Genomic DNA, 13,416 nt, shown 5'->3' with positions numbered 1-13,416 from the left:
CGAATCTCTGTAAGTACTTGATTTTCAAGTTCTTTCGGCGCTTCGTCGCTGGGAGTGGTGCGCATTATAGGGAGTTTAAATTGGCCGTCAACGACTAATTTAAACTTTCTTCACTCTGCAACCAGAGACACACGAGCAAAGGCCTTCTTGCCCGCCTGCAGCACGTGAGTCGAACCAACCGCGAAGACGAAGCTACGATCTACCACTTCGCCGTCCACGCGCACGCCGCCCGAGGACAGCAGGTCGCGAGCAACCGCGGAATTCTTCACCAGACCTGCCTTATTAAGGACAGCGCCGATTGGCAGATCTTCTGCCGCCGCCACTTCTACTTCCGGCAGGTCCTCTGGCAGCTCACCCTCCTTCAGGCGGTTACCGGCGGACTTGTGCGCCGAAGCAGCAGCCTCTTCGCCATGGAAGCGAGCAACGATCTCTTCGGCCAGCTTGATTTTGATGTCGCGCGGATTGGCGCCTGCCTCGACATCTTTTCGGAAGCCCTCGATCTCTTCCATGGAACGGAAGCTGAGCAGCTCGAAGTAACGCCACATCAAGGTGTCGGGAATGGAGACCAGCTTGCTGTACATGACGCCCGGCGCTTCCTGGATACCGATGTAGTTCCCCAGGGACTTGGACATCTTCTTCACGCCGTCCAAGCCTTCGAGCAACGGCATGGTCAGAATGCACTGAGGCTCCTGATCGTAAGCACGCTGCAGTTCGCGCCCCATCAGCAGGTTAAACTTCTGGTCAGTACCGCCGAGCTCGACGTCCGCGCGCAGCGCCACCGAGTCATACCCCTGAACGAGCGGATAAAGGAACTCGTGAATGGCGATGGACTGATTGCTGGCATAGCGTTTGCTGAAATCATCGCGTTCCAGCATACGAGCAACGGTGTACTGGGAAGCCAGACGAATGAAATCAGCGGGGGAAAGCTGGTCCATCCAGGTGGAGTTGAAGGCTACTTCGGTCTTCGCGGGGTCGAGAATCTTGAAGACCTGGGCCTTGTACGTCTCGGCGTTGTCGAGAACCTGCTCGCGAGTGAGGGGTGGGCGAGTAACACTTTTACCGCTGGGGTCACCGATCATCCCAGTGAAGTCACCGATCAGGAAGATCACCTGATGGCCCAACTCCTGGAACTGACGCAGCTTATTAATAAGGACGGTATGTCCCAGGTGCAGGTCGGGAGCGGTCGGGTCGAAGCCGGCCTTGATACGCAGGGGCTGACCGCGCTTGAGCTTTTCGATCAGCTCGGCCTCCACGAGAATTTCGTCTGCACCGCGCTGGATCAGCGCCAGCTGCTCTTCGACCGACTTCATTGCAGGTTCCTGTACGTTGCGAATTGCGAAAGGGAACCAACGATACAAGAACAGGCACTAAAAACAAGTTTTGCCCAGCGCCAGAAGACAGGACGTCAGAAGCCCGACATCAGGGTTGCTTCAGAGGGAATTTGGTTATATTTTAGGCAGTTATTTCACATTCCAAAAACACCACTCACGCCATGACGCAATCCGATCAGAAAGCGCCGTACTACCCGAAGAGCCATCTGCTGGCCGCAAGCGGTGTAGCAGCGCTCCTCAGCCTGGCTCTGCTGGTGTTCCCCTCGGCCGAGGTCGAGGCGAAGAAGACCACGCTCAATCTCGAGCTGGAAAGCGGCACCGAGCAGATCCTCCAGGAAAAAGACGATCTTCGACCCAACGCGGTCACGGAAGACGACGGCTCTTCGCCTTTTGCACAGATAGAAGGCCAGCCGGACAACCAGAACAGCGCCGGAAAAGACGCGGAAAAGAAGAACGATCTCGCCGATTCGACCCAGCAAGCCTCCCCCTCCGCTTCCGCAGACCCTGCGTGGAAAAGCGTGACCGTGGGCAAGGGCGACACCCTTTCTACCGTGTTCGCGAAGGCCGGCCTGCCGGCGAACGTCGTGCACGACATGCTTGCCGCCAACAAGGACGCCAAGCAGTTCACCCGTCTTGATATCGGCCAGGACGTGGACTTCCTTCTCGACTCCAAGGGCGAGCTGCAGAGCCTGAAGGTCAAGCGCAACGACCTTGAAACCATCAGCCTGAACAAGTCCGCCAAGGGCTATGACTTCAAGCGCGACCTGGTCAAGCCCTCGGTACATGCGAACTATGCACACGGCCGCGTCGACAGCTCGCTGTTCGTCGCCGGCAAGAATGCGGGGCTGTCCCACGACCTGATCATGTCGATGGCCAATGTCCTCGGATACGACATCGACTTCGCCCAGGATATTCGCGAAGGCGATTCGTTCGACGTGATCTACGAATCCCAGCAGGTGCAGGGCAAGCAGGTTGGCACGGGCAGCATCCTCGCGGTGCGCTTCGTCAACCGCGGCAAGGAATACACTGCGGTGCGCTACACCAGCAAACAGGGCAGCACCAGCTACTTGCGCGCCGATGGCAGCAGCATGCGCAAGGCCTTCATCCGTACTCCGGTGGACTTCGCCCGCATCAGCTCGCGCTTCTCTATCGGGCGTTTCCACCCGATCCTGAACAAGATTCGTGCACACAAGGGCGTCGACTACGCGGCGCCGATCGGCACGCCGATCAAGGCGACCGGCGACGGCAAGATCCTCGAAGCCGGCCGCAAGGGTGGCTACGGCAACGCCGTGGTGATCCAGCACGGCCAGCGCTATCGCACCGTGTACGGCCACATGAGCCGCTTCGCCAAGGGCATCCGCTCCGGCGTGGCAGTGAAGCAGGGCCAGATCATCGGCTACGTCGGCATGACTGGCCTCGCCACCGGCCCGCACCTGCATTACGAGTTCCAGGTCAACGGCCAGCATGTCGACCCGCTGAGTGCCAAGCTGCCGACAGCCGATCCGCTGAGCGGCCCGGAGCGCAAGCGCTTCATGGCGCAGGCGCAACCGCTGATCGCGCGCATGGACCAGGAGAAGGCAACCTTCCTGGCCCTGAACAAGCGCTGAGTCATGCCGCTCTATCTGGGGGTGATGTCCGGTACCAGTCTCGACGGGCTGGACATCGCCCTGATCGAGCAAGGCGAGCAGACCACTCTGCTCGCCTCCCATTATCTCCCCATGCCTGCGGCACTGCGTGCCGATCTCCTGGCACTCTGCTCTTCCGGCCCTGACGAAATAGCCCGCTCTGCCCTCGCGGAAAACAGCTGGGTACGCCTGGCCGCACAGGGCATCAATGAACTCCTCGCCCGCGAGAAGCTCAGCGCCAGCGCAATTCGCGCGATTGGCAGCCACGGCCAGACCATTCGCCACGAACCGCACCTGGGCTTCACCGTGCAGATCGGCAACCCGGCACTGCTCGCCGAACTGACCAGCATCGACGTAGTGGCCGACTTCCGCCGCCGCGACGTCGCCGCTGGCGGCCAGGGTGCTCCGTTGGTGCCCGCCTTCCACCGCGCGCTGTTCGACCGAGATGATCGCGAGTGCGCCATCCTCAACGTGGGCGGATTCAGCAACGTCTCCCTGCTTAGCCCTGGCAAGCCGGTTCGCGGGTTCGATTGCGGTCCCGGCAACGTCCTGCTGGATGCCTGGATTCAGGAGCAGCGGGGCGAAGCCTATGACCGTGATGGCGCCTGGGCTGCCAGCGGCAGTATCGATCAGGTACTGCTGCAGAAGATGCTGGCTGATGACTTCTTTGCCGCCAAAGGCCCGAAGAGCACCGGACGCGAGCGCTTCAACCTGAATTGGCTGAACGCCATCCTGGTCAAGCATGGCCCGGTGAAGGACAAAGATGTACAGGCAACCCTGCTCGAGTTGACCGCAAAAAGCATCGCCGGGGCACTATTGGATGCGCAGCCAGGCTGCGAGGAGGTGGTGGTTTGCGGTGGCGGCGCCTTCAACACGACGCTGATGCAGCGGCTGGCCGCGCACATGCCTGGCGCCAGCGTAGTCAGCAGCCTCGATCGCGGCGTCCCACCGGAATGGATGGAGGCCATGGCCTTCGCCTGGCTGGCCCATCGTTTCTTCGAACGCCAGCCCGGCAACTGCCCTGAAGTCACCGCCGCCCAAGGGCCGCGTATTCTCGGCGCGCTCTACCCCGCCTGAACCGCCACACAAACAAAAACGCCGCGCAGATGCGCGGCGTTTTTGCTTCTACGGCATCAGATCGAGAAGGACTGGCCGCAGCCGCAGGTGGTCGCTGCGTTCGGGTTCTTGATGACGAACCGCGAACCTTCGAGGCCTTCCTGGTAGTCCACTTCGGCACCGGCGAGGTACTGGAAGCTCATCGGATCGACCACGAGGTTGACGCCGTCGCGCTCGACGATGGTGTCGTCGTCCGCGGTGTCTTCATCGAAGGTGAATCCGTACTGGAAGCCCGAACAGCCACCGCCCGTGACGAACACCCGCAGCTTGAGGCGCGGATTGCCTTCTTCGTCGATCAGGTTCTTCACCTTGTTCGCAGCGCCTTGCGAGAACATCAGCGGAGTGGGGGTGAAGGTTTCGATGGTCATGGTGAAAACTCTCCCGGCCGAAGCCGTACGTTACAACATTGCGGACCATTATCCGCTTACCCCAGAAAAACGGTCAACTAATCCGACTCATCCATTGGTCCAGATCAATCGGCCGCCTTCCGGGGCAGTCTTTCCTCAGGGCAGCAGCGCGACGTTGGACAGGCCCAGGTGCTCGTCCAGGCCGAACAGGATGTTCATGTTCTGGATCGCCTGGCCGGACGCGCCCTTCACCAGGTTGTCGATGACCGACAGGATCACCACCAGGTCGCCACCTTGCGGGCGGTGCACCGCGATGCGGCAGACGTTGGCGCCACGCACGCTGCGGGTTTCCGGATGGCTGCCGGCTGGCATCACGTCGACGAACGGTTCGTTGGCGTAGCGCTCTTCATACAGCTTCTGCAGGTCGACGCCACGGTCCGCGACGCGTGCGTAGAGGGTGGCGTGGATGCCACGGATCATCGGGGTCAAGTGCGGCACGAAGGTCAGGCCGACATCACCCTTGGCCGCGCGACGCAGGCCCTGGCTGATTTCCGGCAGGTGACGGTGACCTTTCACCGAGTAGGCCATCATGCTCTCGCCGGCCTCGCAGAACAGCGAACCGACCTTGGCACCGCGGCCGGCACCGCTGACGCCGGACTTGCAGTCGGCGATCAGCTGGCTGGCATCGGCCAGGCCGTTCTCCAGCAGTGGGATGAAGCCGAGCTGGGTGGCCGTCGGGTAGCAACCGGGAACGGCGATCAGGCGCGCGGACTTGATGGCCTCGCGGTTAACTTCCGGCAGGCCGTAGACCGCTTCGGGCAGCAGTTCCGGCGCGCCGTGGGGCTGGCCATACCACTTGGCCCACTCTTCGGCATCCTGCAGGCGGAAGTCCGCGGACAGGTCGATTACTCGGGTACCGGTCGCCAGCAGTTCGCCGGCCAGTGCGTGGGCCACGCCGTGGGGAGTGGCGAAGAACACCACGTCGCACTCGCCCAGACGCTTCACGTCCGGCACGCTGAAAGCCAGGCCGTCGTAGTGGCCTCGCAGGTTCGGGTACATGTCGGCGACTTTCACGCCCTCTTCGGAACGCGAGGTAATCACCTCGACGCGAGCCTGGGGATGCTGTGCCAGCAGGCGCAGCAGTTCCACGCCCGTATAACCCGTACCGCCTACGATACCGACCTTGATCATCTGCCTGTCACTCCACCTATCTATGGGGCCAAATTCAGGGGCAGCCATGATATGAGCCGCTGCCCCCGCTGAACAGAGCGAATGCACGCCGGTTTAAGAGCCTTTGGTCGGAGCCAGGGTTTCCTGCATCTGACGAGCGAGCGCGTGATAGATCGGCAGCGGGTTCAGGCGCGCCGACACGCCACTGGCCAGCAGTGTGGCGGCAAGGATCGGGATCAGCATGTCCGGGCTGTGGGACATTTCCACGGTGATCACCGTAGCGGTGAGCGGCGTGCGCGTGACCCCGGCGAGGTAGGCTGACATCCCCAGCAGCGCCACTGCTGGCAGGCTTGCACCCGGGATCAGCGGTGCCAGCCAGGGAGCCAGGCTGGCACCGACGGTGAGCGAGGGCGAGAACAGCCCGCCCGGGATGCCGGCGATGAAGGAAATCACGTTGGCGAGGAACTTCCACAGGAGGAAGTCATGTCCCACCACTGGCTGCCCTTCGAGGATGGAACGGGTTTCGGCATACCCGGTACCGAACACATGCTGCCCGGACAGAAAGCCAAGCAGCGCCAGTACCAGCCCGCAGGCCGCGGCGAAGCGGATCGGCCAGCGCCCGCGCCAGCGGCTGATGAAACTGAGCGGGCCGCGCTGGGTCGGCAGCACCAGCCGGCAGTAAAGCCCGCCGAGCAAACCGCCAATCACCCCGCAGGCGACTACGGCGATCCAAGCCGGCCCCAGCGGCATGCTTTCCGAGAGGCGGCCGAAGTAGCTGTAGCTGCCCATCAGACCGAGCGTGACCATGCCGCCGAGCAGCACAGCAGTGAGCACCAGCCCGCTGAAGCGCTGCTCGAAGGTGCGGCTCAGTTCTTCGATGGCGAACACCACCCCGCCCAGCGGCGTATTGAAGGCGGCCGCAATGCCCGCCGCGCCACCGGCGATGATCAGGCCGGACACCGTACGCTTGTCATAGAGCCCCAGGCGACGGCCGAATGAATACATCAGCGCCGCACCGATGTGCACCGTAGGGCCCTCACGCCCCGCCGAGGCACCGGCCAACAACGCGAGCAAGGTCAACAGCAGCTTGCCCACAGCGATTCGCACCGACAGCAATGCATTGCGTGTGCGGCTGCTGCGCTGGTCCAACGCCACGATGACTTGTGGAATACCGCTACCGCGGGTGTTCTTCAGCGCCCCCTGGGTCATCCATACCAGCCCGGCAAAACCCAGCGGGCAGATCAGCCAGGGCCACCACTGACTGTGCGCGACCACACCACGGAAAGTCGCACTGGCCAGATCCGCCAGATGAGCAAAAGCCAGCGCCACCAGGCCGACCAACAAGGCCCCGAGCCAGAACGCCAGGGTTCGGCGCCAGCGCCGCAACAGCGGATGCCGAAGCAAGGGGCGCTTGGCGGCCGGGCGTTGCACAGCCTCGGCAAGCGGCTCGATGGAGTGCTCTGGCGATGGGGAATCGGACATGGGCAATGAGCCGGGCATCTACCGGATGCCAAGCGGCACACGCGGCAACGCACCACGCATGGGAAGGTCGATGACGCTCCTAGTGTAATAGAACCAGGGATGACGCCATTGCACGGCGCCACTACTATCGGCTCTACCGTGATCCGAGGAAGTCCTGATGCTTTACCTGTGGTTGAAAGCCTTTCACATCATTGCCGTGGTCTGCTGGTTTGCCGGCCTCTTCTATCTGCCACGCCTGTTCGTCTACCACGCCATGAGCGAGGACGCCGCCAGCCGCGAGCGCTTCTGCACCATGGAGCGCAAGCTGTACCGCGGCATCATGGGCCCGTCGATGATCCTCACCCTCGTCCTCGGCGCCTGGATGCTCTACCTCAACCCGGCCTGGCTGACCCAGGGCTGGATGCACGCCAAGCTGACCCTGGTGGTCCTGCTGATCGGCTACCACCACGCCTGTGGCGCCATGCTCAAGCGCTTCGCCCGTGGCGAGAAAGGCCGCAGCCACGTGTTCTACCGCTGGTTCAACGAAGTGCCGGTGCTGTTCCTGATCGCCATCGTGATACTGGTGGTCGTCAAACCTTTCTGACCCCGACAAGGAGACTGTCATGTCCCTGCCCGCCCTGCTCGACCGCCGCCTGCGCATTCCCCTGGTGGCGGCACCGATGTTCCTGGTCTCCAACCCGCAACTGGTGCTGGCCTGCTGCAAGAGCGGCATCGTCGGCAGCTTCCCCGCGCTGAACCAGCGCGAGAGCAGCGGCTTCAAGGCCTGGCTGGAAGAGATAGAGGCCGGGCTGGCCGCCGACCCGCAGGCCGCACCCTATGCGGTGAACCTGATCGTCCACAACACCAACCCGCGCCTGCAGGAAGACCTGAAGCTCTGCGTCGAGCACAAGGTACCCATCGTCATCACCAGCCTGGGCGCAGTGCGCGAGGTGGTGGATGCGGTGCACAGCTATGGTGGCCTGGTGTTCCATGACGTCACCACCCGCCGCCATGCCGAGAAGGCCGCCGAGGCCGGTGTCGATGGCCTGATCGCCGTGGCCGCAGGCGCCGGTGGCCATGCCGGTACCTGGAGTCCCTTCGCGCTGGTCGCCGAGATCCGCCAGTTCTTCGACAAGACCCTGCTGCTGGCCGGCTGCATCAACCACGGCCACGAGATCCTCGCCGCCCAGGTGCTGGGCGCCGACCTCGCCTACCTCGGCACTCGCTTCATCGCGACCCGCGAGAGCGCCGCCACCGAGGCCTACAAGCACATGCTGCTGGACGCCCGTGCCGCCGATATCATCCACACCCCCGCCGTCTCCGGCGTACCCGCCAGCTTCATGCGCCAGAGCCTCGAGGCCGCCGGTTTCGACATGCAACGGCTGAACGACAAGGGTGCGCTCAACTATGGCGAGAAGCTAAAGCCGGTGAGCGACGAGGCCAAGGCCTGGAAGACCGTGTGGTCCGCCGGCCAGGGTGTCGGCGACATCCGCGACCTGCCGGCGGTGGGCGAGCTGATTGCCCGGCTCGACCACGAGTACCGCCAGGCCCTGACCCGCAGCGCCGGCCTGTCCAACCAGCTGCTGGTCTGAGCTTCGGCACCACTCACGATATATCCGTCGGGGCCGCTTGTTGGCCTCCGGCGGCCCGATTACGCTGTAGCGATTCCAACATAGCCAGAAGACAAGGATGCCCCGATGGATCAATCCCGCTTCAAGATCGTGTTCGACGGCGCACTGATGCCGCAGACACCACTGGAAACCGCCAAGGAAAACCTCGCCCGCCTGTTCAAGAGCGATGCGTCGAAGATCGAAGCGCTGTTCAGCGGCCAGCCGGTCGTGCTCAAGCGCGACCTCTCCGGCGATGAAGCCGACAAGTACCTGCGCGCCCTCCATGGCGCTGGCGCCAACGCCCGCAAGGAAGCCGAAGGCGTTGCCGGTTTCAGCCTGGTGGAGACCGATGACCACCCCAGCGAAGCGACCCTGGCAGCCCGCGCCGCCGGCGAAAGCGCCAGCAACGAGCAGATGACCTGCCCCAAGTGCGGGCATGAGCAGGCCAGCGCCATCGAATGCAGCGCCTGTGGCATCGTCATCGAGAAGTACCTGGCACGCCAGGCCGAATTGGCCAGCGCCGCTCCGGCCGTAGCAGCAGCCCCCGCTGCAGCCTCCTCCCCTTACGCTCCGCCGCAGGCGAAGGTCGGCGAAGACCTGCCGGAATTCGGCGAACTCAAGGTTCGCAGCCTGTCCGGCCGGATCGGTCGCGTGCGCTACCTCGGCTGGTCCGCCGCCCTGTCCTTCATCGTCTTCGGCGCCTACCTGGTCGCCAGCCTGCTGATGGCCGTATCGATGCCCCTGGGCGTGGCCGCTATCGCCGCGGTGGTTATCGCCGCCATGGTCTTCAGCGTGCCCATCGGCGTGCAGCGCCTGCATGACCTGGGATGGTCCGGCTGGCTCTGGCTCGCCCTGCTGGTGCCCTTCGTCAACGTGGTCCTCAGCCTGCTGATGCTGTTCATGCCCGGCGAGCAGACGGCCAACCGCTTCGGCCCGCCGCCGCCGCCCAACAGCACCGGTGTCAAGGTCCTGGCCTTCTCCTGGCTGCTGTTCCCGGTGTTTGGCGGTATCCTCGCCGCCATCGCGATCCCGGCCTACCAGAGCTACGTCGAACGTGCCCAGGCCGCGCAGGCCTCGCAGTACCAGCAAGGCGACGAAGCTGCCGATCCGGCAGCCACCGCGGAGCCTTCCGACGGCGACTTCAGCAGCGGCGACACCGAAGGCGGCGACTCGGATCAGTAATGCAACAACCCGTGGCGGGCGTGGTCGAACGCCACCCCGTCACAGAGACTCCTGAATGCCTCGTTTTGCCCTCATCACCGGCGCTTCCAGCGGAATCGGCCTGGCCCTGGCCGAAGCCCTCGCCCGCCGTGGCCAGGCACTGATCCTGGTGGCGCGCCAGCGCGATGCACTGGACAGTGCCGCCTGCGAGTTGTCTCAGCGTTTCGGGGTGGAGGTGCTGTTCCGCGTCTGCGACCTGTCCGAACCGCTGCAGATCTCCGGCCTGCTGCACGAGCTGGAACAGAGCGGGCGGCAGATCGAGCTGCTGGTGAACAATGCCGGCGTCGGCACCTCCGGCGCCTTCATCGACCAGGACTGGTCCCGCGAACAGGAACTGCTGGAGCTCAACGTCCTGGCCCTGGCGCGCCTGTGCCACGGCATCGGAGCGATGATGGAGCGCACGGGGGGCGGGCGGATTCTCAACGTCGCCTCCATGGCCAGCCTGCTGCCCGGCCCCTGGATGAGCAGCTACTACGCCAGCAAAGCGTTCGTGCTGCATTTCTCCGAAGGTTTGCGCGAGGAGCTCAAAGGCCGTGGCATCAAGGTCTCGGTGCTGTGCCCGGGGCCTACCCGTACGGCCTTCTACCGCAACGCCGACATGCGCCTGGGCAAGCTCGACGATGGCAAGCGCGTCATGACTCCCGAGGAAGTCGCCTTCCTGGCGGTGAAAGCGCTGCGCCGCGCGCCCGCGATGATCATCCCCGGTTGGCGCAACCGCCTGTTCGCCTGCGGCGTGCGTCTGCTGCCGCGCTGGGTCATGCGCAAGCTGGCCGGACGCATCAACCGCCTGGCGCTGGCCAGCTGATCCCGGCTCAGTCCGCGCGCACGGTACGGCCGTCGGCCCACTGGCGCAGCGCGGCCAGCTCTTCCGCCATGACCACCGACAACGGCGCGGTGCGGCGGATTTCCTCCAGCAGCAGCGTCTGATCCACGGCCTTCTGTCGCGCCTGCGCTGCGTAGAAGGCGCCAACCACCGCCTGCTCGATCTCGGCGCCAGAGAATCCGTCGGCGGCTTCGGCCAGTTCCCCCAGTTCGAACTGCGCCACCTCCAGTTCACGGCGCACGAGGTGGATGCGGAAGATGTCCATCCGCACGGCGTGGTCCGGCAGATCGACGAAGAACAGCTCGTCGAAGCGCCCCTTGCGCACCAGCTCCGGCGGCAGGCGATCGATGGCGTTGCCGGTCGCCACCATGAACACCGACGCCTTGCGCTCGGCCATCCAGGTCAGCAGGGTCGCCAGCACCCGCTGGCTGACGCCGTTGTCCTGATCCCCCGTGGCCACGCCCTTCTCGATCTCGTCAGCCCAGAGCACGCAGGGCGCCATGCTGTCCGCGAGGCGCAACGCCTCACGCAGGTTGCGCTCGGTTTCGCCGAAGTACTTGTTGTAGAGGCTGCCGAAGTCCAGGCGCAGCAGTGGCAGCCCCCAGAGGCCGGAGATCGCCTTGGCCGCCAGGCTCTTCCCGCCACCCTGCACCCCCACCAGTAGCACGCCCTTGGGCAGGTCCTTGTCCTTGCCCTCGGTGAAGGCGCTCTGGCGTTCACCCAGCCAGCGCTTGAGGCTGGCCAGCCCGCCGACTTCGGCAAAGCGCGCAGTATCGTGCTCGAAGCTGAGCACACCATCGAGGTTGAGCAGCTCGAACTTGGTACGGTTGAGCTCCGGCAGGTCTTCCTGGGTGATCGCCCCGTCGTTGCAGATCACACTACGCGCCAGCAGACGGGCCTCGCCATGGGTCAGCCCGCGCAGATTCTTCACGACCTGGCGCAGCGTTCGGTTGTCCGTGCGTACTCGCGCTCCCTTGTTGCGCTCGCTCCAACGACTCGCTTCCTCACGGACCAACCCCACCAGTTCATCCTCGGAAGGCAGCGACAGCGCAAAGCGCGCGGCGAAGCGCTGAACTTCGGCGGGCAACTTCAGGGCATGGGAAACCAGCACCACCGTGGGGCGGAAATTGCCCTCGGCCATGGCGATCTCCTTGAGCAGACGCACGGCGCGCGGGTTATCCACCAGATACGGATGCAGATCGCAGAGCACATAGAGGTTCGGCTGCGGGTCGGCCTTGATCAGACGCAGGGCGTTCTCTGCTTCGCGGCTGTCGCCCTCTCCCTGGGGTTCGCCACCAAAACCAAGACGCTGCAAGCCTTCGGTCGCCGACCACAGCTGCAGGTTGAGCCCTCGGCGTACCGCCAGGCCGGTCAGGGTCTCCAGCACCCGCGGTTCATCCCAGGACTCGATGACGATCAGCTTGACCCTGGAATCGAGCACCAGGCCCAGATCATGGATATCGTTCTGCACGCTTGCTCCTTGCGTTGGCCGGCCCGGAACTGGGCGCGGCGGTCGACGACCGCTAAACTCCTGCTCCTGACCACACCGCTGGAGGAGCATTTCGTGGACTGTCTGTTCTGCAAGATCGTCGCCGGGGAAATTCCCGCGCGCAAGCTCTATGAAGATGACCAGGTCATCGCCTTCCACGACATCGGCCCGCAGGCGCCGGTGCACTTCCTGGTGATCCCGAAGAAGCACGTTTCCACCCTCAACGACCTGAGCGAGGCGGACAAGCCGCTCGCCGGCCACATCCTTTTCACCGCCCAGCGGCTGGCGAAGGAGCAAGGCTGCGACGAGGGCTTCCGCGTGGTGATGAACTGCAACGACCTGGGCGGCCAGACCGTGCACCACATCCACATGCACGTGCTGGGTCAGCGCCAGATGCACTGGCCGCCGGGCTGATCTTCGGCTGATCGAGCAGAAGAAGCTGCGCGCACCTCGGCAAGACCTGTCATCCGCCATCCGGTAAACTGCCGGGCGAATGTTCCTACTCGGAGGTGCGCCATGTCCGCCGACCGTCACTACTCCCCCGCCGATCGCTTCCTGCTGCAGGCCGATGCCGCGCTACGCACCCTGCTGCCCTTCAGCGGTCATCCGGGACGTCCTTCCCCCGCTATCGTCCAACCCGACGCCGAGCTCAGCGACAGCGATGCCCGCCATGTGGCCGGCCTGATGCGCATCAACCACACCGGCGAGGTGTGCGCCCAGGCGCTGTACCAGGGCCAGGCGCTGACCGCCAAGCTGCCGAAGGTGCGCAAGGCCATGGAAGAGGCCGCCGACGAGGAAGTCGATCATCTCGCCTGGTGCGAACAACGCATCCGCGAGCTGGGCAGTCGCCCGAGCGTGCTCAATCCGATCTTCTACGGCCTGTCCTTCGGTGTCGGCGCTGCCGCCGGGCTGATCAGCGACCGCGTCAGCCTGGGCTTCGTCGCGGCCACCGAGGATCAGGTGTGCAAGCACCTGGACGAGCACCTGGCGGAAATCCCCGTCGAGGACCAGAAATCCCGCGCCATCCTCGAGCAGATGCGCGAGGACGAGGAACACCACGCCACCAGCGCCATCGAGGCCGGCGGCCTGCGCTTCCCGGCGCCGGTGAAGTTCGGCATGACGCTGCTGTCCAAGGTGATGACCAAGTCCACCTACCGGATCTGATCCGACCGACAAAAAAAGGGGCACCCAGTGGGCGCCCCTTTTTCGTTTCTACTATCGAG

The 13,416-nt window shown here is 64.2% G+C and carries 13 protein-coding genes; 8 read left to right on the top strand and 5 right to left on the bottom strand.

The genetic code is table 11. From position 1 onward, the window contains the following. Nucleotides 1-110 precede the first annotated feature (110 nt). Nucleotides 111-1,310, bottom strand: a complete 1,200-nt coding sequence (tyrS, locus tag FAS41_RS22595) for a tyrosine--tRNA ligase (protein ID WP_138525640.1) — start codon at nucleotides 1,308-1,310, stop codon at nucleotides 111-113. Between the two features lie 182 nt (nucleotides 1,311-1,492). Here tyrS and FAS41_RS22590 point away from each other — a divergent pair, with 182 nt between their 5' ends. Then, nucleotides 1,493-2,938 (top strand): peptidoglycan DD-metalloendopeptidase family protein, encoded by a 1,446-nt coding sequence (locus tag FAS41_RS22590; protein ID WP_138525639.1) that lies wholly within the window; start codon nucleotides 1,493-1,495, stop codon nucleotides 2,936-2,938. A gap of 3 nt (nucleotides 2,939-2,941) precedes the next feature. Then, entirely contained in the window at nucleotides 2,942-4,033 is a 1,092-nt protein-coding gene (locus tag FAS41_RS22585; RefSeq protein ID WP_138525638.1) for an anhydro-N-acetylmuramic acid kinase, read from the top strand. A 56-nt stretch (nucleotides 4,034-4,089) separates the two neighbouring features. Here FAS41_RS22585 and erpA read toward each other — a convergent pair whose 3' ends face one another. The 3 genes from erpA to FAS41_RS22570 form a co-directional block, all read right to left on the bottom strand. Further along, entirely contained in the window at nucleotides 4,090-4,440 is a 351-nt protein-coding gene (erpA, locus tag FAS41_RS22580) for an iron-sulfur cluster insertion protein ErpA (RefSeq protein WP_045212604.1), read from the bottom strand. A 135-nt stretch (nucleotides 4,441-4,575) separates the two neighbouring features. Then, the gene (argC, locus tag FAS41_RS22575; RefSeq protein ID WP_045212607.1) at nucleotides 4,576-5,610 is read right to left on the bottom strand and encodes an N-acetyl-gamma-glutamyl-phosphate reductase; all 1,035 of its coding nucleotides are present in this window, start codon (nucleotides 5,608-5,610) and stop codon (nucleotides 4,576-4,578) included. Nucleotides 5,611-5,703: 93 nt separating this feature from the next. After that, on the bottom strand, nucleotides 5,704-7,071 hold the full coding sequence (locus FAS41_RS22570) for a chloride channel protein (RefSeq protein WP_246084920.1): 1,368 nt from the start codon (nucleotides 7,069-7,071) through the stop codon (nucleotides 5,704-5,706). 157 nt (nucleotides 7,072-7,228) lie between these two features. Between FAS41_RS22570 and hemJ the strand changes: the two genes are divergently transcribed. The 4 genes from hemJ (at nucleotide 7,229) to FAS41_RS22550 (ending at nucleotide 10,686) form a co-directional block, all read left to right on the top strand. Next, the gene (gene hemJ / locus FAS41_RS22565) at nucleotides 7,229-7,654 is read left to right on the top strand and encodes a protoporphyrinogen oxidase HemJ (RefSeq protein ID WP_138525637.1); all 426 of its coding nucleotides are present in this window, start codon (nucleotides 7,229-7,231) and stop codon (nucleotides 7,652-7,654) included. Between the two features lie 19 nt (nucleotides 7,655-7,673). Then, nucleotides 7,674-8,642, top strand: a complete 969-nt coding sequence (locus FAS41_RS22560) for an NAD(P)H-dependent flavin oxidoreductase (RefSeq protein WP_138525636.1) — start codon at nucleotides 7,674-7,676, stop codon at nucleotides 8,640-8,642. A 105-nt stretch (nucleotides 8,643-8,747) separates the two neighbouring features. Beyond that, nucleotides 8,748-9,842 (top strand): DUF805 domain-containing protein, encoded by a 1,095-nt coding sequence (locus FAS41_RS22555; protein WP_138525635.1) that lies wholly within the window; start codon nucleotides 8,748-8,750, stop codon nucleotides 9,840-9,842. Nucleotides 9,843-9,897: 55 nt separating this feature from the next. Next, nucleotides 9,898-10,686: an SDR family NAD(P)-dependent oxidoreductase gene (locus FAS41_RS22550; RefSeq protein ID WP_138525634.1), complete on the top strand. Its 789-nt coding sequence runs from the start codon at nucleotides 9,898-9,900 to the stop codon at nucleotides 10,684-10,686. Between the two features lie 7 nt (nucleotides 10,687-10,693). Here the strand turns inward: FAS41_RS22550 and FAS41_RS22545 are convergent, their stop codons facing one another. Further along, nucleotides 10,694-12,175, bottom strand: a complete 1,482-nt coding sequence (locus FAS41_RS22545) for an AAA family ATPase (protein WP_138525633.1) — start codon at nucleotides 12,173-12,175, stop codon at nucleotides 10,694-10,696. Nucleotides 12,176-12,268: 93 nt separating this feature from the next. Here FAS41_RS22545 and FAS41_RS22540 point away from each other — a divergent pair, with 93 nt between their 5' ends. Then, nucleotides 12,269-12,607 (top strand): histidine triad nucleotide-binding protein, encoded by a 339-nt coding sequence (locus FAS41_RS22540; RefSeq protein WP_138525632.1) that lies wholly within the window; start codon nucleotides 12,269-12,271, stop codon nucleotides 12,605-12,607. A 102-nt stretch (nucleotides 12,608-12,709) separates the two neighbouring features. Then, complete coding sequence (coq7, locus tag FAS41_RS22535; protein ID WP_138525631.1) at nucleotides 12,710-13,357, top strand: 2-polyprenyl-3-methyl-6-methoxy-1,4-benzoquinone monooxygenase; 648 nt, start codon at nucleotides 12,710-12,712, stop codon at nucleotides 13,355-13,357. Nucleotides 13,358-13,416 lie beyond the last annotated feature (59 nt).

Source organism: Pseudomonas nicosulfuronedens (assembly GCF_005877905.1).
Lineage (GTDB): Bacteria > Pseudomonadota > Gammaproteobacteria > Pseudomonadales > Pseudomonadaceae > Pseudomonas > Pseudomonas nicosulfuronedens.
The sequence above is the reverse complement of the archived record's forward strand: the minus strand, read 5'-3'. Positions and strand labels throughout refer to the sequence as shown.